The 24,108-nt window shown below is 45.6% G+C and carries 17 protein-coding genes and 1 pseudogene; 11 read left to right on the top strand and 7 right to left on the bottom strand.

Annotated features, from left to right (window positions below):
* Positions 1–449: 449 nt before the first annotated feature.
* From DYP60_RS10010 to DYP60_RS09990, 5 genes are all read right to left on the bottom strand, one after another.
* Positions 450–1,337, bottom strand: a complete 888-nt coding sequence (locus tag DYP60_RS10010; RefSeq protein WP_117330872.1) for a fructose bisphosphate aldolase — start codon at positions 1,335–1,337, stop codon at positions 450–452.
* Positions 1,338–1,973: 636 nt separating this feature from the next.
* Positions 1,974–2,972 carry a TRAP transporter substrate-binding protein gene (locus DYP60_RS10005; RefSeq protein ID WP_117330871.1) on the bottom strand — a complete coding sequence of 333 codons (999 nt, stop codon included), beginning with the start codon at positions 2,970–2,972 and terminating at the stop codon, positions 1,974–1,976.
* 41 nt (positions 2,973–3,013) lie between these two features.
* A complete protein-coding gene (locus DYP60_RS10000; RefSeq protein WP_117330870.1) occupies positions 3,014–4,297 on the bottom strand; it encodes a TRAP transporter large permease in 1,284 nt (427 codons plus the stop codon).
* Positions 4,294–4,860: a TRAP transporter small permease gene (locus DYP60_RS09995; RefSeq protein WP_117330869.1), complete on the bottom strand. Its 567-nt coding sequence runs from the start codon at positions 4,858–4,860 to the stop codon at positions 4,294–4,296. The genes DYP60_RS10000 and DYP60_RS09995 overlap by 4 nt, the downstream gene beginning before the upstream one ends.
* A gap of 28 nt (positions 4,861–4,888) precedes the next feature.
* Entirely contained in the window at positions 4,889–6,343 is a 1,455-nt protein-coding gene (locus DYP60_RS09990) for an L-fucose/L-arabinose isomerase family protein (RefSeq protein WP_202384372.1), read from the bottom strand.
* Positions 6,344–6,569: 226 nt separating this feature from the next.
* On the opposite strand from DYP60_RS09990, the gene DYP60_RS09985 reads away from it, so the two are divergent.
* The 11 genes from DYP60_RS09985 to DYP60_RS09935 all read left to right on the top strand — a co-directional run bounded on the left by DYP60_RS09985 (position 6,570) and on the right by DYP60_RS09935 (position 22,588).
* Positions 6,570–8,444, top strand: a complete 1,875-nt coding sequence (locus tag DYP60_RS09985; protein ID WP_117330868.1) for a DeoR family transcriptional regulator — start codon at positions 6,570–6,572, stop codon at positions 8,442–8,444.
* A 594-nt stretch (positions 8,445–9,038) separates the two neighbouring features.
* Positions 9,039–11,705 carry a pyruvate dehydrogenase (acetyl-transferring), homodimeric type gene (gene aceE, locus DYP60_RS09980; RefSeq protein WP_117330867.1) on the top strand — a complete coding sequence of 889 codons (2,667 nt, stop codon included), beginning with the start codon at positions 9,039–9,041 and terminating at the stop codon, positions 11,703–11,705.
* Positions 11,706–11,718: 13 nt separating this feature from the next.
* On the top strand, positions 11,719–13,023 hold the full coding sequence (locus tag DYP60_RS09975; protein ID WP_117330866.1) for a 2-oxo acid dehydrogenase subunit E2: 1,305 nt from the start codon (positions 11,719–11,721) through the stop codon (positions 13,021–13,023).
* 14 nt (positions 13,024–13,037) lie between these two features.
* Entirely contained in the window at positions 13,038–14,444 is a 1,407-nt protein-coding gene (lpdA, locus tag DYP60_RS09970) for a dihydrolipoyl dehydrogenase (RefSeq protein WP_117330865.1), read from the top strand.
* Positions 14,445–14,730: 286 nt separating this feature from the next.
* Positions 14,731–15,195 (top strand): FKBP-type peptidyl-prolyl cis-trans isomerase, encoded by a 465-nt coding sequence (locus DYP60_RS09965; RefSeq protein WP_117330864.1) that lies wholly within the window; start codon positions 14,731–14,733, stop codon positions 15,193–15,195.
* Positions 15,196–15,477: 282 nt separating this feature from the next.
* On the top strand, positions 15,478–16,131 hold the full coding sequence (locus tag DYP60_RS14770; protein ID WP_117330863.1) for a DUF4143 domain-containing protein: 654 nt from the start codon (positions 15,478–15,480) through the stop codon (positions 16,129–16,131).
* Positions 16,132–16,181: 50 nt separating this feature from the next.
* Positions 16,182–17,825: an AAA family ATPase gene (locus DYP60_RS09955; protein WP_117330862.1), complete on the top strand. Its 1,644-nt coding sequence runs from the start codon at positions 16,182–16,184 to the stop codon at positions 17,823–17,825.
* A gap of 223 nt (positions 17,826–18,048) precedes the next feature.
* Complete coding sequence (locus tag DYP60_RS09950) at positions 18,049–20,199, top strand: sodium-translocating pyrophosphatase (RefSeq protein WP_117330861.1); 2,151 nt, start codon at positions 18,049–18,051, stop codon at positions 20,197–20,199.
* Between the two features lie 19 nt (positions 20,200–20,218).
* Positions 20,219–20,989, top strand: coding sequence for a hypothetical protein (locus DYP60_RS09945; protein ID WP_117330860.1), 771 nt, complete (start codon positions 20,219–20,221; stop codon positions 20,987–20,989).
* Positions 20,990–21,081: 92 nt separating this feature from the next.
* Entirely contained in the window at positions 21,082–21,792 is a 711-nt protein-coding gene (locus DYP60_RS09940) for a hypothetical protein (protein ID WP_117330859.1), read from the top strand.
* On the top strand, positions 21,677–22,588 hold the full coding sequence (locus tag DYP60_RS09935) for an IS3 family transposase (RefSeq protein ID WP_117330858.1): 912 nt from the start codon (positions 21,677–21,679) through the stop codon (positions 22,586–22,588). The genes DYP60_RS09940 and DYP60_RS09935 overlap by 116 nt, the downstream gene beginning before the upstream one ends.
* Before the next feature lie 261 nt (positions 22,589–22,849).
* On the opposite strand, the gene DYP60_RS09930 is transcribed toward DYP60_RS09935, so the two are convergent.
* Positions 22,850–23,167, bottom strand: a complete 318-nt coding sequence (locus DYP60_RS09930; RefSeq protein ID WP_117330857.1) for a hypothetical protein — start codon at positions 23,165–23,167, stop codon at positions 22,850–22,852.
* A 209-nt stretch (positions 23,168–23,376) separates the two neighbouring features.
* A pseudogene (locus tag DYP60_RS14280) lies at positions 23,377–24,108 on the bottom strand (hypothetical protein); the annotation flags it as partial.

Raw genomic sequence — 24,108 nt, 5'->3', positions numbered from 1 at the left:
GAAGTAGCAAAAAGAAAACTCTGTACAGCTATTCTTCTGCTCTTCGTCATGCTCCCCCTATAGGTTTACCTGAGGATCAAAATCGGGTTACATGGTACAACAGGAAGTATTGAACAGTTTGAGCTGGAATTGTTCTGTAGCTCCCTGGTCGCACAAGCAGTTCTCTTGGGTTTTATTACTTCACGTTCAGAAAAGATTAGATTACACATTGTCCAATAGAGTTCAATCGTAGAAAAACCATAATCTCTGTAATAAATTACACTCAATGAAAGGCATGTATTGTATGGGAGATTCATCAACCATGAGGAATCGATACATGGCAATTTACATACTGTTCTATGAAATCAAGATTCGCCTATGAAGCCCAGTCTTTTGCTTCGTTCTCTTGGTCTTACCCGAGCGGTATGTGCTGTGTCTGCAATGCATGAATCTTTCTGTGCACTACTCTCCTAGGTTATAGAAGCTTCATAGATTGCCTTGATGGAATTTTCTAGCATCTTGTTGAATTCTTCGTCGCTCTGGTCTACATGCAGATCTTGCGTAAGTGCCCTTGAGAAGCTGGCAATGAGCCCATGGTTCTTTGCAAGGAGTTTGTTTGCTTTGTTCTGGGGATAGCCTCCTGAGAGAGCCACCACACGAATCATATGCTCTTCTTTCTGCAATTCAGCATAGAAGTTTGGTTCTGTAGGTATGGAGAGCTTCAGCATTACCCTGTCTTCATCATTGAGGAGAGCTAGGTGTTTAGCAATCTCAGTTTTCAGAATCTTCTCAGATGCTTGCTTGTCCATGCTGTGGATATCCACTTCAGGTTCGATGATTGGAACCAAACCGGCTTTCAATATGACCTTAGCAATTTCAAACTGCTGTTCAACAATCTTTTTGATACCCTTGGGATTAGCTTCCTTGATGACTGAACGCATTTTGGTGCCGAAGATTCCCTGCTCGACTGCTCTCTCAAGCAAGGGCTCAAGGTCGGGCATGGGTTTCATCAACTGCACTCCCTCAGCAAGGTCAGCAAGCCCTTTGTCCACCTTCAGGAATGGTACAATTCCCTTTTTCCCCCAGAGATATTCAGAGGTTGGAATTCCTTCAATGGTTCGGTCCATAGTGTCTTCAAACAGAATAGCTCCTAAAATATGGGCCTGGGTAAAAGCAGGACTCGTGATGATTCTCGTGCGCATTGCATGTACAAGATCGAACATTTCCTTATCAGTTGCATAAGAGTCCTCTGGTATTCCATATTGCAACAATGCTTTGGGTGTACTGCCGCCACTTTGATCCAATGCAGCGATAAAACCTTTTCCAGTTGCCATGCGAGTAAGTTGTTCTCTGTTCATACGTATCCTTCCTTGGTTACCAATATAAGTAGTTTATTGGTTACACTTTAAAGATACTCAAATGTAGGGAATCAAGCAAGTGAAGGGCTTAAGGCCTGGGGTCTATAATGAGTTTTCCATGTGACTTTTTGATAAATTATCGGACTCACTAAGCATGAGCCTTCAATGTGTGTTTCATGCTACTGACTGTACACCACTTATATCCCTCACCTAAATCGCAAGATGCTGTCGCGGGTTCCTATGGCCTCCATGATTTTGCCACGGATATATTTACTCTCCCATTATAGATGCTTTTATGAGAGATAAATGGTAATCAGGATTCCATACAGGGGGCATGATTGGAATAAACCTCTTTGCCTGTATCGTCAATCCGCTCAGATTGACCTATATAAAAAGATTGATACTCTGCTCAGCAGGGTTTTCAAACCCTCAATTTCGCTCAGTTATCGAAATAAATACTCAAATTAACACACCATTTGCAGTTGGGTACCAATACTGTGCTAAAGAGGGGTTTATTGTTAAAAAAACGGCCACCTATGCCAGTCGTAGGTAATCTAAAAGTCCACTTTCAGAGAACAAGTGGCTGCCGAAATGATTGAACCCTTCAGCAGCCAATTTGCTCTATGTAGTCAATGGTTATTCAATCGCTTGGATGGCATCCACCAGTCCTGCAGACCATTTTCCGGAGGCTTCTAGTTTCTTCACGGCGTTAATTGCCTGAACACGTAGCTTCTCACGGTCTGCAAATGTCGCACTGTAGATGGCACCTTCTGAAACCATCTGGTCAATCAGTTCCTGCTCCAATTCCTTGGTTTGTTCGAACGACCATACATTGGTTGTTTCAAGAGCATCCTGAACTCCTTTGCGTTGCGCATCGCTAAGTCCTTGCCAGAACGCCTCGTTCACGTACCAAGCATTTGCCGCATACATATCCTCTGTACGCGTGATATATGGTGCAGCAAGGTGCCACTTGTTCGCGATAACGTCTGCTACCGGGCCGTGGGCAGCCTCGACTAGTTTGGTCTTCAGTGCTAGGAAGATTTCGTTCCAAGCAACGGTTGTAGGACTTGCGCCGTATGCTTCATAGGACTTGACAAACATCTCAAGACCGGGTGCGCGAACCTTAAGACCCTTAAAATCATCAATGGTCTTCAAAGGCTTGACGGAGAAGAACATCCTTGAGGCCATCGGAACGGGGGCGAGGATACGTAGGTCGTTGTCCTTAGCCACCTTATCCGCCAGTTCCAGGAATAATTGACTCTTGAAATAAGCATTCATGTGATCGACATCACGAAACATGAACCCAAAGCTGATCGGCTGGAAATCAGGATCATAGGGGACAATCCACGCGATATCGTTGCCAAACAGGTGGACAGAGCCTTCTACAACTTGATCCATGATTTGGTTTGCGGTTCCTAACACTGCACCTTGGACGTGGTTCACCTCTAAGTTCAGCTCAGGATGTTTTTCAATTTCCTTTTTGAAATACTCGCCCGCAAGGTTCCTCATGGAACCGATTGCATCACCAGTAGCCAATGTAATGGTCTTTACCTGTTGCTGCTCTGTAGTACCCGCAGTAAATACGGTCGAGCATACGAACGAAAGCATGAGTACGATAACAATAATCCTTTTCATATTTTTTTCCTCCTTGGAAAATTAATGCAATATACACACGATTAAGCCCCGAACAGTCTTGGAACGAAAGTCGTGATTGAAGGGACGAACGTGATTAACACCAAGAACGCCAGGTAGGGAAAGTAGAAGGGAGCAACCGCCCGGAACATTTGCGAGAGAGTGAGCTTGGTCTGGTTCATCATCACAAAGAGCAAGGAACCAAATGGCGGTGTAAGCGTACCCATCAGCAGGTTGATCAACATTACTATCGCAAAATGGATTGGATCAATGCCGTAAATTGCTGCAATAGGGAACATGATTGGAGCAGCAATAAGTACTACAACAGTTGTTTCCATTAACATACCAGCCACTAAAAGCACCACGTTCGCCAATAGTAGAAACACAACAGGGTTGGTGGTCAGCCCCATCATGAAGTTCTGTAACTGAATACCGACATTCCCCACCCCCATCAACCAAGTAAAGGGGCTTGCTACCAAGAGCAGCATGCCTAATATCCCGGTGGTCTTCGCAGTCTCTATTGCACACTCGAGGAACGAATGCCACGTGAGATCCTTGTAAGCGATTCCCAGTATAATAGCAAATAGACAGGTAAGCGCACCCAACTCAGTCGGGGTCGCAACACCGGTTACCAACCCAATTATCAGGAAGATTGGGACTGCAAGTGCGGGAACTGCTTTGAAGAAGTTGGCGAGCCGTACAGAGAACGGTTCCTTAGGCATCACGTCGACTTTCACATGCCCGCTACGCACCATAAAGTAGATGGTAACCATCAGGAATACACCGAGCATCAGGCCAGGGACAAACCCTGCCAAAAACAGTTTGTCCAACGCGATGTTTGCCAACACTGCAATGATGACCATCTGCCCGCTAGGAGGAATGATAGGACCGATGGTTGCTGACGCAGCCGTAATTGCAGCACTAAAGGGTACCGGGTACCCGTGGCGTTGCATCTCCTCCATTTCAATCTTTCCAAGGCCCGCAGCGTCGGCCATAGCGACGCCGGACATGCCGGCGAACACGATTGAGGAGAGGACATTTACGTGACCTAACCCTCCTGGGATATGCCCGACCGCGCTGTTGGCGAAATTGAATATCCGTTTGGCAATCCCCGAGCCGCCTAGCAAATTTCCTGCAAACACAAACAGCGGCAATGCAAGAAGCGGAAAGCTGTCCAAGCCGGGGCCTAGGCGACCCGCTACAACTGTAATGGGATAAGTCTGCCCTACTAGCAAGTAGACGACCGTACCAGCTATGAATGAGAAGGCGACAGGAACTTCCAGGAAAACCGCGATGAAAATGAATATAATTAACCAAGAGAAATTCATACGTCCACCTCCCCGTTGACCTTGTGTGCTTTGAATATCGGACGCATTTGTAGCAGATAGTCCTCAGGGACTGCCTTACCGAGTAACATTTTCACCTCAAAGTATACATAATAAAACTGCGTTAAGAGCATAAGGATCACGGCGATGAGCAACGGGGTCGAATAATAATGACCCTTTGCAATATTGATCGGCATCGAGGATGTACGTGTCTTGTTCTGGATTTTTATTGAATCCGGAAGCGTCATCGCAAGGTAGATAAGTACACCGATGATTATCAAGCTGACCAACAACTGCAAGATTGTCTTCCATCTGTCACTGAAAAATTGGCTGAAAGTCGTGATTGTCACGTGTGTTTTCATCATCAAAGCGGCACTACCACCGAGCATGGTGATCCAGATAAACATCATAATAACAAACTCTTGCACCCATATAATCGGGTTGTTGAAGATATAGCGCATGATTACTTCCATGACCATGATAAAGACCATCACAATCACCAGAAAAGCACCAATCAGTACCTCGGCACTCATGATATTCTCCAATATGTTTTTTACTTTTTTCATTTAGCCCCTCCAAAAGGTCTCTTTTTCATTACGTTGTGCTGATGGTTACACATTCGATGTCGAACGCATTCGCAATCGAGGAAATCTCTTGCGCATGGTGGCCGACGCCCAACGCAAAGTGATGAGTCGGCCCTTCAGCCATCCAACGATGAAGGAATGTTTTCAGGTTGGGTTTGAAGTGCCCATGAGTATTTGTATTCCCGGTTGGCGGAATAGCGCCGGCCATCGATTCGCCTTCAGCTACGATGAACTTTAAGTTTCCTTGGCTGCTTACTGTAATTGCGAGCATCGTAATCGCCCCCTCTTTAATTTTGAACTCAACACCAGCACCGCTGCCAGGCTTGCCATGATACTTGCTCAGTGAGCGTAACACCGGCTCACGGTCGGCGATATTAATATGATGTGGTCCATCATGACCGACCAGAATCGAGTCGCGCTTGAAATCCATTGGATGGAACTCTGCAAAACTTCCCCCAATCTCAAGGCGATCCATAACCAGCATTGCCATCAGGGTTTTGAGGTCGTATTCGCCGCACATTGGGAATCCTGCGGAGGTGAGTAACGAATTTCCTACGATAAAATTGGTTACCAGCTTGCGCATTTCTGAGCCTTCTTCAGCTTCATAATAATACGCCAATCCGGTAAGTTTACGTTCATCAATCATCCGTTCAAGTGCGACCGCAACCTTCGCAGAAAGTGTCAAATCATCTTCTCGAAGCATGAATGTAATGGAATCAGAAGCGGGATCAGGTGTATCAAAAAACGAGTGGATACGACCCTTCATAGCATCAACCTCCTCGTCGGAAGTCTTGCGGTACTGGCGCATTACATCGTCCGGTTCCACGGGGACCACGTGGCACCCGAAAGTCTTAGTGATGAGTGCCGGATCCACATGCATGTCGTACATTGTTTCTAGCACATGGCCCATCAATCCGATGCGAGCATGCTTCAAGTCATGTATTGCGTGGGCAATTCTGCACCAAGAAGCAATTTCCGCATCAGCTTCAGGATCATCCTCGAGTGTTCCTATGATCACCGGGGGTGTCTTCTTGCCCATTCGGACTGCGACGTTGCAGAATTCGGGTACACTGCAGATATCATCATTGCACAATTGTAAAAAGGTGGTCCCGTTTGCATAATCCATCGCCTTCACTGGTTGTAGTACGACCAAGACTATCGGTATAGTCAAGGACTTGACCAATGGGGCAAAAGTTTCCGAGGTAGCATAGGTAAGCATGTCGATGAACAGAACATCCAAGTCGGCAGCATGTACCTTCAGCAGTACCTCGTATGCTTTTTCCGAGGAATCAACCAAACCAAAATCTATTACTGATACGCTATTATTCTCCAATTTTTTGCGGAGTTTGAGCTGTTTTTCGTGCATGACTTCTAATAGTCCGTCGAACTGATGCCAATATGTTGCATGCCCCACACCGAGTAGGCCTATATTTGCTACAAGGGGCCTTCGCCTTTCAATTCGCATTAATGATCCTCCACGCCATATTACTTTGTTGGTATCCATTTTCAATTTCATTATTGCGGTGATTTTCCTAATAAGTCAAACAAATAGCTTTCAATATATTTGCAAGCTTATTGCAAATTTATATCCTTTATTCATTATATATTATCAATTTATGTATTTATATTATCATTATATGTTTCGAATACTTATCCTTGTTTATCTCTGGGTACCATGTTAGAATCATCTCATGGAAGAATTGAGTCAGAGAAAGCTTATGCTACTCAAGAAGATTACCAGAAAAACGTATTGTACAATGGAGGAGTTGACTCAGCAGTTCAAACTGAGCAGGGAGACGATACGTAAGGAACTGTTGCCATTGGAGGCATCGGGGTTGATTATTCGTGAGCATGGAAAGATCCGATACAAGAATACTCGTGAAAACGCGGAAGTATTGGAATCATTGGGAGTCCTCTCAAAAGCACAACGCCACCACCGCATCCTTCAGCTCCTTGGAGAGAACAAGGAAATGCGTATCACTACATTGGCTGGTAAATTGAAGGTTTCGGTGATCACGTTACGTAACGACCTCGCTACACTTGAGTTGGAGGGGAAGGTCATCCGGAAACACGGATCCGCAGCCCTCTTTGTATCTTCTGTCGGTACCTTGGAGGGACCTGATAGGGAAATCCCTGCGCGCATCAAGATTCTCGGCCAACATACAATCATGCATATCAGTCCGGGAGAGCGAATATTCCTCGATTCGGGTGAGGTTTCTCAGTTTGTCGCATCTTCGGTTCCACCCTATTCCAATATTATGATACTTACCAATAGTATGCAGACGCTCGAGGTTTTGCAATCGCGCAATTATGCTTATCCGGTTATGACGACCGGATGTTCTGTCTCCATTCAAGAACGTCGTTTCCGTCTCGTTCAATCGAAAGAGTTGGACAAATCGGTCGAAATTGACAAGGCTTTCATCTGCTGCAGTTCCTATGCCGCCCATACGTTCTTTCTTGATAACGGGGATGATATCGCAACGATTGAGGCTGTGTGCCGACGTGCCAAGAGAATCTACATCATCCTCGATTCAAAGTTCCTCGACTTACAAGGGAACAATCCGTTCGACCATCGCAAGTTCCTTTCAAAGGTCCAGGAAGTGCTTATCGACGATGGCATAGGTAGTTTCCGTGCTAACATACTCTTTGCACGGCAAGACCCTCTTGTGATTTGCGGGCATGATTTCACCTATCGTAATGCAGGCCAGCAACAGCACCGAATTGGTTTCTTAGTGAACAAAGACCGAAACTACTTTGTCCAAGCGGTACACAACAGCCTCCTGGATGCAATCCGGGCGTGCAACTCCATCTCTTTGGTAATCCGCGAGTGCAATGGCGATTACACTTCAACCGTCGATAACTTCAATATCCTCCTCGACGAGCGAGTTGACCTGATTATTGACTATAGTCTCTGCATGGAGTCTCTTATGTACATAGGGGAGAAGTGTCTCGAACGGAATATCCGTCTTATCTCAGTAGACTACATGGCACCAGGAGCAATCTACTTTGGAGCGAACAATGCAACCGCTGGAAGAATTGCAGGTGAGCATGCGGCAGCGTACATTAAGGAACACTGGGATGGCAAGTTGGAACAGCTGTTGGTGCTGGGTAAATACGGACATGAACCAATCACAAAACTTAGGATTTCAAGCGCGCTTGAATTTATCGGTTCACAAATTGAGATGAACCACAATGCTTTACACATGATTGAGTGGGGACATCCCACAAACAATCCAACCCAGGAACTTGTAAAGCTACTAAAGGATATCCCTAAGGAAGATCACATGCTGATTATGGCATTCAACCTGCGACACCTGCTTGCTTCTTATGACATAATCCTGCAGTATCGCGAGGGCAAGAACACGATTATAGTCGGGCAGAACCACACCAGACAGATTGAAGAACTGATGAAATTGAGAGATTCACCAATCATTGGGTGCGTACACTACAATCCCGAAGGGTATGGTGAGCGAATCATGGACCTAGCTCTCCGTATGCTGAACAATGCTGATGTAAATCCTCTTAACTATACTAATTTAACGTGGCTCGAACGACAGCACGAGTAAAAGGCACGTACCTATTGTAGATTTCCCTATTCGTGGTTTAGTTTATTATCATCTGCAGGGTAAAGCTTGCTCATTAACTTATTTCTTACAAGAAATGTTTGGACCAGTCATCAATTACAAGTTTTCAGTAAGCGGACTCTATAACCATATCAAGTTCAATTCGGATTACTCGGAGCTACTGAATGTTCTCCCTTCCAGATGATGGGGGCACCTGGCTCTCCATCGTGGCCTAACGACTCTGTCATTTCTATCAGACGATACCGTCATAAATGAAGAAGACTTAATTATTGTTTTTTTGTATTTACTATTTGTTTGACATTTACATACCATTATTTCTAATCAGAGACCCCAAAAGAGATTCCAATACTGTAATCTGTTTCACTACTACCTACATTTGATTGCAAAAAACTCTATTTTATACAACATTTACACAAATCTATATCATAACTACACTTTTTTAATTCTAAACTTGCCTTTTTCCCTTTTTCCCAAACATTCTCATGTTGAATTTCTACTAATTCGATAGTATATTTAACAAACATTCAACTGTTGTTTTTGAATTGAATTGCATACACTCACTATCGGAGGAAATGTATGAGTAAACAGATTTTTCATGATCCAGACCCTGAAGAGACCAAAGATTGGCTGGATTCGCTGGAGGGTGTAATAAAAAATGAAGGCAACCAGAAAACTGATTATTTGCTTTCAGAACTTACCCAAACTGCCCGTAACAAAGGTGTTACCACCTCCCCCGGGGTCATTAGCCCCTATATTAATACAACTATAGTTGACACTAGTGCGGTAATTCCGCCGGAAGAGTCTCTTATTGCCCGAAATGTATCTGCGTTTGTCCGTTGGAACGCCATGGTAATGGTAGCCAAGGCTAACGCAGAGGGGAAAGGATTGGGCGGGCATATTGCTAGCTACTCATCCTCTTCTGCAATATATGAAGTAGGATTCAACTGGTTCTTCAAGGGACCAGAAGCCGAACACGGTGCGGACATGATCTACTTCCAAGGCCACTCATCCCCAGGCATGTATGCCCGGGCATTTACTGAAGGAAGGCTGAGTGAAGAACAACTGAATCATTTCAGACAGGAGACAGGGGGCAATGGCCTCTCTTCCTACCCTCACCCTTACCTGATGCCTGAATTCTGGCAGTTTCCGACTGTCTCAATGGGCCTTGGTCCCTCAATGGCAATTTATCAGGCACGCTTCATGAAATATTTGGATTCCAGGGGCCTGAAGAAAAATGGAGACAGAAAAGTCTGGGTTTTCATGGGTGATGGTGAATCTGATGAACCGGAGTCCCTGGCAGCGCTTTCGCTTGCCTCTAGGGAGAAACTGGATAACCTCATTTTTGTGGTTAACTGTAACCTGCAGCGTCTCGATGGGCCGGTTCGCGGCAATGGAAAGATTATTCAGGAACTTGAAGGAAAGTTCAGAGGCGCAGGATGGAATGTAATCAAGGTTATCTGGGGAACCGAGTGGGACTCCATCCTGGAAAAAGATACAAAGGGAATGCTCCTACAAAAACTTGCAAATATGGTTGATGGGGAGTTCCAGACCTTACAGGCTAGAGGGCCTGCATATCTGCGTGAAAAACTCTTTTCTGGAGATGCATACCTTGAATCCCTCATCGAGGGCAAGACGGATAAGGATCTCTGGCAGTTGAGCCGTGGAGGCCATGACCCCAGAAAGATTTATCAGGCATTCCATGCGGCATCAAACCAGAAGGGAGTGCCCACCGTCATTCTTTTCAATACCATTAAGGGCTTCGGTATGGGAAGCGGAGAGGGTGCAATGGGAGCTCATAACCTGAAGCATATGGAAGAGAAGGATCTTCTCGCCTTCAGGGACCATTTCCATGTACCCATCGATGACGAACAGGCAAAAAACATGGTTTTCATCAAGCCAGACCCTGAAAGCAAAGAAGGAAAATTCCTTGCAAGGCGACGTGAGATGATGGGAGGCCCTGTTCCGTACCGCTATAAGGATAGCGAAAAGCTGACCGTTCCTACAATGAAAAGCTTTGAAGATATGGTTGCCTCTACTGGGGAAAGAGAGCTTTCCACTACCATGGCATTTGTCCGTCTGCTTACCAAACTGGTAAAGGACAAGAATATTGGGGAAAGGGTTGTTCCCATCGTCTCCGATGAGGCTCGAACCTTTGGCATGGAGGGCTTATTCAGGCAGATTGGCATTTATGCCCCAGACGGACAGCTGTACGAACCAGTAGACAAGGAATCATTCCTTTGGTATCGCGAAGATAAGAAAGGACAGATTCTGGAAGAGGGAATTTCTGAGGCTGGTGCGATGTCCTCTTGGATTGCGGCCGCCACCAGCTATGCAAACCACCAGGTTTCCATGGTTCCGTTCTTCATTTTCTATTCCATTTTCGGTTTCCAGCGGGTCGGTGATTTCATCTGGGCCGCAGGAGACAGTCGGGCAAAGGGCTTTTTGATGGGAGCTACCGCAGGAAGGACCACCCTAAACGGGGAAGGTCTGCAGCATGAGGACGGGCATGGGCTGCTCTTGGCATCCACCCTCCCCACGTGTCAGGCATATGACCCCACATTCTCTTATGAGCTTGCTGTGATCATTCAGGATGGAATGAAGCGCATGTATGAAGATAATGAGAACATTTTCTACTACATTACGCTGATGAACGAGAACTACACCCATCCAGAGATGCCTAAGGGAGCTGAGGAAGGAATCAAGAAGGGTGCCTACCTTTTCAAGAAGGCAAAGAAAAACAAGAATCCTGTGGTACAGCTGATGGGAAGCGGGACAATTCTTAGAGAAGTCATAGCTGCAGCTGAACTCCTGTCAAAGGACTTTGGTGTGGAATCGGACATCTGGAGCATCCTTGGGGTCAATGAATTGCATCGTGACGGTGTTGAAGCTGAGCGTTACAACCTCACCCACCCGGAAGATGAAGCCAAGGTTCCCTATCTCACCAAGAGTATGGAGGGCCATGACGGGCCCGTTGTGATAAGCACCGACTATCTCAGGGCCTACCCTGAACAGATTAGGCGGCTCATCCCCAATGAGAAGGTGACAATTCTGGGTACTGATGGGTTTGGTAGATCGGATTTCAGGGAGGCACTCAGAAAATTCTTTGAGGTTGACAGGTACTACATTGCTGTTGCAGCACTCAAAGGCCTTGCAGACGAAGGCACGATTCCTGTCAAGAAAGTAAGTGAGGCGATTAAGAAATATGCTATTGACGTCGACAAGCCCAACCCATTGCTGAGTTAAGGAGAGATACACTATGGCTATAAAACAAATTCTAGTACCAGATATCGGGGATTTCTCTGATGTACCAATCATTGATGTCTATATCAAGATCGGTGATGTTCTTTCCGTTGAAGACTCAGTAGTAGCTCTTGAAAGTGAGAAGGCTGTCATTGACATCCCTTCTCCGTTTGCAGGGACCATCACCAAGGTTCTGGTCAAGGAGGGAGACCTTGTTTCCAAGGACTCCCCGATAGCGGAGATCGAGGTCGCAGCTGAAGGTGTGGAAGAGGAAGGGAAGCAAGGTTCTGATGAAGAGCCCGTAAAAGAGCAACCAGTAGTAAAAGTGGAAGAGGAAAAGCCAGAAGAGGTTGCTGAGGCAGTACAACCGACACCGGTTCAACAAGAAAACAAATCAGACCTTATCAATGAGCAGGCACCAGGTGCTGTCTACCACGCTACCCCTTCCCTACGCAAATATGCAAGGGAACTCGGAGTCGATTTGGCAAAGGTTAAAGGGAGCGGCCCGAGCGGGCGAATCCTTCATGAAGATGTGCAGGCTCTGGTGAAGAAGGCGCTCAGTGGCGGCGGAGCAGCAGCTTCCTTTGGCAAGATTGAGCTGGAGGACTTTTCAAAGTATGGGGAGATTGAACGCAAGAAGCTCTCCCGTATCCAGAAAATCTCTGGACCACATTTACAGAAGAGCTGGCAGATTATCCCTCATGTCACCCAGTATGATGAGGCTGATGTCACTGAACTTGAAGCCTTGAGGAAATCGATCAAGGAAGAGATGAAGAGAAGTGACGATCCTGTGAATATCAGCATTCTCCCTTTCATCGTCAAGGCTGTTGTCGCAGCATTGAAGAAATTCCCAGAGATGAATGCTTCCTTTGATGAGGACAGTGGTGAGTTGATTCTCAAGCATTACTATCATATTGGAATTGCTGTTGACACTCCCGAGGGCCTGATCGTACCGGTCCTCAAGGATGCAGATACGAAGAGCGTTACAGACATTGCGAGGGAGCTTGTGTCCACAAGCCAACGTGCCCGAGACAGAAAGCTGAAGCCGGAGGACCTCTCTGGAGGCTCTTTCAGCATCTCAAGCCTCGGAGGGATTGGTGGTACTGCGTTCACCCCTCTTATCAACCCACCGCAGGTTGCCATTCTTGGAGTCTCAAGGCTTTCGAAGAAGCCGGTATGGAATGGAAAGGAATTTGTACCCCGTGACATCCTCCCCTTCTCTGTTGCCTATGACCACAGGGTTATTGATGGTGCTGCTGGAGTTCGCTTTACCACGTATCTTGCCTCACTTTTAGGCGATTTGCGACGAGTACTACTCTAAGGAGGTGTGTACAGATGCAAGAAAAGAAAACAGATCTCGTGGTCCTCGGAGGAGGACCGGGAGGTTATAGCGCGGCTTTTCGGGCCGCAGATTTAGGGAGAAAGGTAACCATCATTGAAAAGAGTTCAGTATTGGGAGGCGTATGTCTGAATGTAGGCTGTATCCCTTCCAAGACCCTGCTGCACCTTGCTGAAGTGATTGAAGAGGCTGAGAAACTCGCACCTCTTGGGGTTTCCTTTGGTAAGCCTACCTTTGACCTGGAGAAGATCAGAGCCCATAGGGATTCGGTTATACATACCCTTACCTCTGGGCTGGACTCGCTCTACAAGGCTAGGAAGATCGAACGCATTGTAGGAGTTGGAACCTTTCTCTCTGATACTGAGCTAATGGTAGTGACCGACAAGGAAGAGCTGAAGCTTACCTTCGAAGACCTGATCATAGCTGTCGGGTCCAGGTCAGTACAGATACCAGGTATCCCCTACGAGGATGAACGCATCTGGGACTCTACAAAAGCCTTGGAGCTCACGCACATCCCTAAGCGGCTCGCGATCATAGGGGGAGGGATCATAGGGCTCGAGGTGGCTACCATGTACCACGCCCTGGGCTCAAAGATAACCATTGTCGAGATGATGGATTCCTTAATCCCTCCTGCAGACAGGGATCTCAAGCAGCCGTTGTTGAAGAAGCTCAAGAAGCAGTATGAAGCCATCTATACCTCCACGAAAGTGGAGAAGGTGGAAGCAAAGAAAGAATCTCTTACGCTCCATCTAAAGGGAGACAATGCGCCTGAAACCATCGAAGCTGATGCTGTGCTTGTAGCAGTGGGAAGGAAAGCCAATTCTGATGGCATTGCACTGGAGAACACGACTATCAAGACAAATGGCCGTGGATGGATTGAAGTGGACAAAAAGCTGAGGACCAATGTTTCCCATGTGTTTGCCATAGGAGACGTTGTAGGAGACCCGATGCTCGCCCATAAGAGCAGTCACCAAGGCAAGGTGGCCGCTGAGGTGGCATCTGGACAAGCTTCTGCCTTCACTCCCATGGGAATTCCCTCTGTTGCTTATACAAGCCCTGAGGTCGCCTGGGTTGGCCTGACCGAAACTGAGGCCAAGGAGAAGGGAATAGCCTTCAAGAAGGGTTCCTTCCCCTGGACGGCGAATGGTAGGGCATTGAGTGCTGTCGCAACAGACGGAGTCAGCAAGGCACTCTATGACGAAAAGACAGGACGCTTGCTGGGAGCTGGAATCTGCGGAAAGAATGCAGGGGAGCTTATCTCTGAGGCTGTAGTTGCGCTTGAAATGGGTGCTGTTTCCGAGGATATTGCCCTAAGCATTCATCCTCACCCTACCCTCAGTGAGACGTTTGCTATAGCTGCAGAACTTGCAGAAGGTACAGCCACTGATACATTGAACAGGTAAAGGCAAGAGAGCCCGTCCAATTACAAAGGACGGGCTTTCTGTTCTGTGACAGTTCTTTCTGGAAACGAATTGCTTCGTGGTAAAATATGCCCTTCCCCCTTCCCGTTTAGTGATTTTTTTAGTAGGTTTCTAAAACACAGTCTTTTATATCCACTATAAATCCATTCATTTTGAATTTTATAGAAGGTTGTTTATACGGGATCAAGTCATGAAGGTGAAAACACGGTCATGACCGATTTCTGTATTGGAATAATGGATTGTGATCTAAATTTTCGAGGTGGCTAATATGCAGATTTCTGACAAACATGTAGTAAGTATGAACTACACATTGAAAAACGACCAGGGAACAGTTCTCGATACTTCTGAAAACAGTGATGCGCTGCAGTTCATTGTCGGTACTGGAATGATCATCCCAGGGCTGGAAAAAGAGCTGTACGGGAAAGAAAAGGGAGACAAGGTATCAGTAACTGTGGAACCCAAGGATGGGTACGGCGAGTATGATGGAACCCAGATGGTAAAAGTTTCCAAAAGCCAGTTCTCTGAAGGAAGTGAAATCAAAGTGGGGATGACTGTTCAGGCCCAAAGCCAAGAAGGCCAAATCCAACTATTAACAATCAAAGAAGTTGAGGACGATACTGTTACTTTGGATGCCAATCACCCGCTTGCCGGACAGACGCTTCATTTCGATGTTGAGATTGAAGATGTACGAGATGCTACCGAGGAAGAGCTGGAACACGGCCACATACACTGATTCGCATCTTGATTAATTTTCTCGACACATTCATGTTCACAAGACCGTCGGTAATCAGGGAAATGCCCCTGGCTGACGGTCTTGTTTTGTAATCTGACATAACGTGGTATTAAGGGCGACAAGATTCAAAACAGAATGTTTCGGATTCAGTGGTAGTGCTGCATGGTGCCAACGAAACTGTTTCTGGATTCGTTAGAAAGAAACTCCTTAGGTTCGTAATAGAACAATTGCTTTTTACTAGTATTACGGAGATTTGGACCAACACTTGATATCTCCGTATGTATGAAAGTTGTCTTGGACCGCAATCAACAATTGGTCTCTGGATTCGTGCCTATCCGACAACTATTGGAGCTACCTTACCACTTACGTGGAGCGGGATGTTGCGTCGGTGGGAGGTGTGGCCAGTTGGTCAACAACTCGGCCTTGAGTGGCGTTGTCGGTGTCAGTAGCACGACAATAGGTTCCTGGCTTTCCATTCTTGAGGCATCGGATCTGGCATATATCCTCAGGCCCTGGTCCACCTCCCGCACAAGCCAAATCTTCAAGACCCCAAAGATCTATTTCTGTGATGTCGGGTTTGCTGCACATCTTCTCGGCATCAGCACTCCTGCCCAGATGAATCGGGACCCTCTCATGAGCAATCTTTTTGAGAATATGATTGTTATGGAGGCGGTTAAAGCGCGCTACAATGCAGACAAGAGCGACCAGCTGTACTTTTTCAGGAACTACAGGGGGTTCTTGAGGAAGTTTATCCCCTATGAGATTAAAAGTAGCAGTACCATGGATAGCAAGTACACGCTGAACTTGAAGAAATTCATTCCCCAACGGAGCGAGAGGAAAGGAATCAGCATGATGCTTCCTCTCTGGAGCGAGTGCCGGGAAAGCAAGGTGAGATACCCCGTCCCTTGGGGCGGAAAAGGAGACAACGCCTCCTGAGTCCAGGGCTTGCCCTGAGGTATTGATACCTTTCATTCCCCAGTATCCTGATGATATCGCAGAAATTGGTGGTATCACATATAGTGGGGAGTCCGTCAACAGGTTCAAGGGGTATATATACCGCAATTTCCATGACTGCACTCCGTTATTCGAGAATGACGATTCCCTCTTCACTGTGTCTTTCCAGGTATCTGAATCAGAACGTTATGACTGAAGAATCTTCTTCATTGCCTTTCCCTTCGCCAATTAGCTTCTCGAGGTATCGGATCTGGTTCCTAGTACTGATGGTGCTGCTTGAATTCAACTTCTTATTCCCTGCTGGATCGAAAGAGAATCTATCCAAGAAATATATAAACAGTTTTTATGTTTATCTTGACTATCAGGTAGTTTGGCGCGATACTGTGAACAAGCCCCTAAGGAGCGTAAGCATGTTATTATCTTTTCAAATAAAAAATAATAGATCGGTCCTCGACCTCACTCTCCCCATGACGTACGCGGAAAAAAAGGCCCCGAATGGATACAAGCAGATGGAACTGTTGCCATTCCTCGAGGAAGGTGCCGTCCGGGCCATCCCATGCCTGGCCATATACGGTGCGAACGCCTCGGGAAAATCCAACATTGTAAAAGCGTTCGCGTCGCTTATCAGGATCATCAAAGACCGTTACAACCCAAAGGATATTTCGCCCAACAAATTGCATCCCCACAATGACATCACCTCGTTCGCGCTCGAATTTCTCAAGAATGGCAGGAGGTTCCTGTATTCTCTGGAAGTCGACGGAATGGAAATCGTCGATGAAAGACTGGTGGAGAACAGCGAGATTGTCTTTTCCATTGCGAACAGGACCACGTCGTTCACAGCCTTGGCAACAGAAGTATATCCATCCAAGAAGCTGGACACCATATTTTCGGTTGAATGCCTTGATCAGCAGCGGCTGTTCAGGATTCCTTTCCTCTCTGTAGTCGGGAAGAACTATGCGGGTCTGAACGACTCCATGACAGTTGCATATGGATTCATCACCAATAACCTTGAGGTATATCCTAGCAACAACTTCCCATTTTCTTTTGGATTAGACAGATTGGCGAATACAAACTCTGATATAGATACACAAAGGGCCTTTGATGATATTGTCACAATCTTGCGGAAGTTGGATATCGATATCACTCGCATGGAGTACAAGAGAGACGAGCTGGGAAAGGAAGTCAAAGCCTTTCCGGGAAGCCAGTATGAAGTCAGCATCTCCAACAAAATGGTCACGGCAACTGAGATCAACTCATATCACGAAGATGTTCTTGGAAATGAGGTTCAGTTCAATTTTAGAGAAGAATCCTTAGGAACTCAGCGAGTTGCATGTTTGCTCGGAATTGTACTAACTGCGCTGAGAAAAGGAAACATACTTGTAATTGATGAGCTGGGGAACTCCCTCCACCCGTATCTGTTTGCTGAGATTGTAAGGATGTTTAAAGACAAGAGATACAACATATCAAATGCGCAGTTAATTTTCATCACACATAATACAGATATCATGGATCAGGACATGATGCGGGTATCAGAGATTGGAATCGTGAACAGGACATTGAAGAGAGGGACAGTTTTCAAGCGAGTATCTGACTTCGAAGGAGTAAGGAATGTGACGAACTTCAGGAAACAATATCTTGATGGAACCTTTTCTGGAATCCCCCATTCATATATTTAACCGGGAAGGCTCATTGATGTACGTAAGAAATCGAAACATAATCATTGTATGTGAAGGAGCATCCGAGAAGGCATATATCCAAGAGCTGAACCGATATCTGGAGGAGAAGGAAATTCACTGCATTTTATCCCCCGCTGCACGTGATTTTGGTTTATCATGTACGAGATATCTTCTTTGATATCTCATGCATTATAGTTTACACTCATGTATAAGAGGGAGTTATATGATAGGATTTATTGTCATTGTAGCTATTGCTGCTTTAGCCTTTGCCGTAATCAACTATTATGGAGTGAAAAGGAAGGATTCAGGAACACTAGAGATGCAACAAATTGCTGCTGCAATTCAGGAAGGAGCAAGAGCTTTCTTGGTTCTTGAGTATTCCCTTATTTTAAAAGTTGTGATTTTCATTGCGATACTACTTGGTATTGTTGTATCTCCCAGTAGTGCCATAGCTTTTGTATTTGGTGCGTTAATGAGTGCCAGTGCAGGTTGGATTGGAATGAATATTGCGACAATTAGTAACGTACGAGTCTCGAATGAAGCTCGCAATACTAAAAGTTTAGGAAAAACATTACGTGTGGCTTTTAAAGGGGGGTCTGTTATGGGTCTCTCTGTTGGGGGGTTTGCTCTTCTTGGACTTGCTCTTGTTTACCTGGTATTTGGGGTTCTCTTGAAACAGGTTGCTCCTGAAAATCTTAAATTTCATACCAACTGGCTTGGTATTAGTGATATTCCTTTTACTATGACAATAAGTGCCTATGCTTTAGGTTGTTCGATTATTGCTATGTTTAACCGTGTTGGAGGCGGAATCTATACCAAGGCTGCCGATATGGGGGCTGACTTAGTCGGAAAAACTGAAGCAGGAATACCTGAAGATGACCCAAGAAACCCAGCCACTATTGCTGATAACGTTGGAGATAACGTTGGAGATGTTGCTGGTCTTGGTTCCGACTTGCTAGAAAGTTATGTAGGAGCATTAGTGTCAGCTATGATTCTTGCAGCTTATATCTATTTTTCTCAGGGAGGAATAGAGGCGAGCCTTGTCTCTAAACTTATTTATGTTCCTCTTCTTGTTGCCGCTGTTGGCATTATCTCTTCAATGGTAGGAATTCTCTACTTACTCGTAAAGAAAGTGTCTTCCAACCCACATAAAGAACTTAATGCTGCGACATTTGTTGGCGCAGGATTAACCATTATTTCTACTGGGTTTATCTCATATTTCGTATTTAAAGGAGAAGCGCTAGATACTATAGGATTCGCACTTGGAGCATTTTCTCCTTGGGTTTGCGCTGTTCTTGGTATTGTAAGTGGTATTGTTATTGGACAAATGGCTGAATATTTTACAAGTTATGATTTTAAACCAACACAGAAAATTGCAGCGAGCAGTGTAGAAGGTGCGGCCATTACCATTACGGAAGGAATGAGTGTTGGGATGATTTCTGTGATTGGTCCGGTGATGGTCTTAGGGGTTGCTATTATTGCAGCAAATATTACAGCTGGCCTGTATGGTGTAGCTATGGCAGCTATCGGCATGCTTAGTTTTGTCACTGTTACCGTGTCTGTTGATACGTACGGACCGATTGCTGACAACGCTGGCGGTATTAGTGAGATGGCAAAACTTCATCCAGATGTTCGTGGTATTACTGATGAATTAGATGCTGTTGGAAATACAACGGCAGCTATTGGAAAAGGATTTGCTATTGGTTCTGCAACTCTTGCAGCTCTTTCTCTCTTTTCTTCTTATCTCTATGCACAAGCCGGTGAAAATGCTGTTCATGGTGCAGCCATGATTTTAAATATGGTAAATCCTCTTACTCTCGTTGGTGCTTTAGTAGGAGGAGCTCTTCCTTATTTGTTTAGCGGAATATTAATAAGAGCTGTTGCGAATGCTGCACGAAAAATGGTTCAAGAGGTAAGAAGACAGTTTAAAGCAGATCCTGGTATTATATTGGGAACAAGTCTTCCTGATTATAAAACGTGTATAAGTATAAGTAGTGCGGGAGCTCTATCTGAAATGAAGATTCCTGCTCTTATTGCCGTTCTAACTCCCCTTTTCACAGGTTTTCTCTTTGGCGCTGAATTTGTTGGTGGCTTATTAATTGGAACAACGATTTCTTCAGTTATGCTTGCTCTTTATACAGCTAATGCAGGTGGTGCATGGGATAATGGAAAGAAATATGTGGAGAATGGACACTTCGGCGGCAAAGGTTCTGATGCTCATAAAGCTGCTGTAGTAGGAGATACTGTAGGTGACCCTTTAAAGGATACAGTTGGCCCCTCTCTCGATATTCTCATTAAAATTATGGCAGTTGTTTCCTTAATAGCTGTATCTATTTTTAGTAAGTATAACTTGTTTTCACTTCTCATGAATTAAAAAAATAAGGAGTGTAGGTATGTATTATTACTACGTAGTTTTTTCACCTATTGAAGCTCTCATTTCTAGTCAGTTAGAGCCAAAAGCGTTCGGGGCTTACATGGCTAGAGGTTCAAAGAAAGGCTCTGCCGAACGCCTTATGTTCGCTGAGGTTGAGGGTGAATTTGGTGATTATTTCGATTGGGAATATGCAAAAGCAAAATGTGTGACGCATGCAAGCGGAGAGGTGAAACATTCGCTCTATTTATCGATATATCGAGTGATTGAGCATATTCCTCTTAAACAGTATAAGAATATCTACCTAGTAAATAAGGATGGTTCTACGCTTTGTCTGGAAGCGGCTCCTTATAAAACGCCTAGCAACTGGAGAGGATACGGACTTTATAAAGAACATTGTCCTGTTCATCCACTTGTTGTTAGTTCCTTGGAACCAGACATGTTAGCGGATTATATTATTAATGATACCACCAAGAAAATTACAGTTCCTGCAATCATATTCACCGATATACGTATTATCGATTTCAATGAGAAAGAAGATACTGGTAATATTGGGAGCATGTATGAGCGAGATCTTGATCACTTAAAAGATTGTATTGCCACTATACAGAGCAATAAGGATAAGATCACCAAGACTGTGGATCGTTCTTTTGATACTAAATTTTCATATCAAATTATTGATAATGGCTTCTACTTTGCTAGAGGAAATGGAATTATCTTCTATCCTATGCTCTCCTCTGAACAACTAAAAGAGGTTGATTATGATTGGGCAAGAAGTGCTAACTTCTTCTAGACTCCTTGTCGTAAAGACTAAAATTGATCTGAGTCCGGTTTGGTAGACACTTTTTGATCGACGGGCCGTTTCTGGAGACAGAAGGAGGCCCCATGGGTAACAGACGGTATACACTTGAACTGAAGATCAAGTTTCTCGACGCATTCGAGAAAATGGGATCAATTGCAGGAGCAGCAAGGGCTGTAGGCATCCCTCATGCTGATGCATGCCACTATTGGCTGAAACACAAGGATGAGCTAAGGGCAGATTATGCATTATCCCTCAAACCCACAGAACCGATAAAACAGGTTCAACGGAAACATCCTACGGTTCCACTGGAGGAGAAGATACGATGCATCATGGCCATAGACGCCGGGCTCAGTGTCCATCGTGCTTCCATAGAGTTCAACAGGAACTTGTCCACTGTCCAGAACTGGTATAAGGCCAAGGACAGCCTTATGGTGCTATACTACTCCCAGAAGGATATCAATGAGGCCGCCAAAACCCTTGAGGAGGGGCGCCACTCGTCGGATATCGCATGGGAGGCCCAGATGGTCGATGAGCAGCTAGACAAGGAACTTGCAAAGAAATGCAAGGCTCAGGCAAGGGAAATTGAATACCTTAAGGACAAGGTGGCCTTTCTTGAGAACTTGAACGGGATCCTCAAGGAGAGGACCAGGCCTGTAAAAAAAAGACTGTTTTGCCGCAATCGAGCGAAGCATCGGGGGAGGAAGAAGGAACGTAAGGCGCCTTTGTGCTATTGCAGGAGTCTCCCGGTGCGGTTATTACAAGTATCTGAGCCAGGATTCACCAAAGCAGATTGAAGACAGGTGCATAGTAGAAGCGATCCGAAAGATCCAGAGAGACTGTCACGACAGTATAGGATACCGCAAGATGGGTCCATTGCTTGAAAGCGAGATAGGCAAGAGGATAGGCTGGAAACGCCTCAGAAGGCTCATGAAGGAGAATGACCTGCAGTCCACAGTGAGACCGAAGAGGTATTCCGAAGAGGTCTATGCCAAAAGGAGAGAGATGAAGAAAGCTCTTCCCACGGATCTCATCCACAGGGACTTCTTCGCACTTGAGCCTTTCAAGCGTCTTATGGAGGATATTACGTATCTGCCGTGCCTGGAGCAGACGATATACCTGAATACCATAGCGGATTATTTCAATGCAGAGGTCCATGCGTACAGGTTCTCGGAATTCGTGGATGCAAGGCTCTGTACCGATACCCTTAGGGACCTGGGGGATGTGCTTGAGGCAACAGAAGGGGTGATCCTGCACTCTGACTGCGGTACGACCTATACTGCATACATCTATAAGGACCTGATAAATGAGCTTGGCATGCTCATGAGCATGGGACGTACGGGAATCTGCTACGACAACTCTCCGATGGAGTCCCTGAATGGAGTGATCAAGACAGAGTGCCTGTATTGCAGATTTGGAAAGAGCAACGTCGAGAACCGGAGAATCCCGAAAAAGGATGTGATGGCTGCCGTGATTGAATTCATCGAGTTCTACAACAAGAAACGGCCCAAAGAGAAACTGGGCTTCCAGTCCCCTCTTCAGTTCAGGCTCCAGAATCCCAAGGGCACCTATCCTGTCCCAATCTCTAAATAATAAGGAGGCAAGTATTGACGGAGAAGAAATGAGGGTTGAAGATGTACAGGAGCAGAAGTGAAAACTCTTCTGGTAGCAGTCCTTTGAATTGTGTCTCCTTAAGGAGACTGAGATACTGAGAAAGTGTCTTCTAAACGGCTACCTGTCATTTGAAAAGTGTAAACCTAGAAGGCATCATATCAAATATTCCTTACCACAAGGGCCTAAAAACTGCTTACCGAAAATATGGTAAAGTTCTTACCGTGGGAAGGTAAAAACACCTTACCGTTTCCAACCTGTCATGGTTTTCATCCACCGCTTGGATGTTGATCTTGTAGGCGTCGTACTTGATCCTGTCCAGAGTAGCTTCTTGTTCACTCCGTTCCGAAGCAGCTCCTTGCGGATGTATTCATAGTCCGGCATTCTCTTGGCGGAGACAGCCCGTTCCTTTGGAAACAATCTCTGCTCCAGGATTCTATCCGTAGCTGAATCATCCAGCGACCAATTCATGCCAAGCTTCGAAGCTTGCTTCTGAACCTTGACAACCGTTTTCTGTGAGACGCTTGCACTTGCACATATCTCACGCTGTGAACATCCCAAAGCGGTAAGCCTAAGGATTCTCGATAGTGGGTCATGTTGACCTCCTCAAAATGAATTTGCACGTATGTGCATGCATTCATTCTAAGGCAGGTGATTTCCTTATTGGAACTGTGATTCCCGTCAAGCGGAAAGGTGATTTCCTAAGACCGGACTGGTGCTGTAAATACGCCCGGAATATTCAAACTTTGTTTTAGGCTCTATTTGACAATTCATGTTGAAATTGCATCTCCTGGCTTCGTATCAAGCACCTCATAGACAAATGGGGGATAGTCTTTAGCTCTCAGGTCCTTCCATCTTGCTACCTTGGAGACGTTTCTAAGTTTTTCAGTGAGCAGTGATGTTCTGGTAATGACCGTGATCCCAGGGGTTTCCTGCCTGAATATGGTCAGGTTGGCATAGTTTTCCAAGTATTTCGTGCTGACACCCTTGTAACCTCCCAGATCCTGCTTGAAGGAGGAGTGGAGATTGTTGACTTTCTGGAGGTTATGCTTGCCTTGTCTGGATTCCGTCTTGCTTTTCAGTTGGATGATAGGGATTTCCTTGTCTTCAGCATATTTTCTGGCTGCTGTTGAGGCATCGGTGACCAGTATGACTGATTCGCCAAGATGCCCAGCATATACCGAATCAAGGTCATCGGAACTTGGACCTCCCATATTTGAGGGCTTTCCCCAGCAAATGTCGTTTCCCCCTATGGCAAAAGGTGTGCATACAAGACCTTGGTTCAATCCCCTGGTGCTGCTGCACGATCCTCTTGCATGCTTGTGTCCGGATTTCCTGACTTTCTTGTAATCAGGCTCCCTGAAAACCGGCTCTCCCCGATGCAAGTTGTTGTAGGCATTATTGTTACCCTTGGTGCTCAATTGGGTGAAGGTTTCGTCTGCTTGCGTATGTTCCTCCAATACAGCATCGGATTTGCCATCCTTAAGGGCTGTGAGGATCTT

This window comes from Sphaerochaeta halotolerans (assembly GCF_003429665.1).
GTDB classification, from domain to species: Bacteria; Spirochaetota; Spirochaetia; order Sphaerochaetales; family Sphaerochaetaceae; genus Sphaerochaeta; species Sphaerochaeta halotolerans.
Note: the sequence above shows the minus strand (reverse complement) of the source record. Positions and strands in the feature narration are given on the sequence as shown.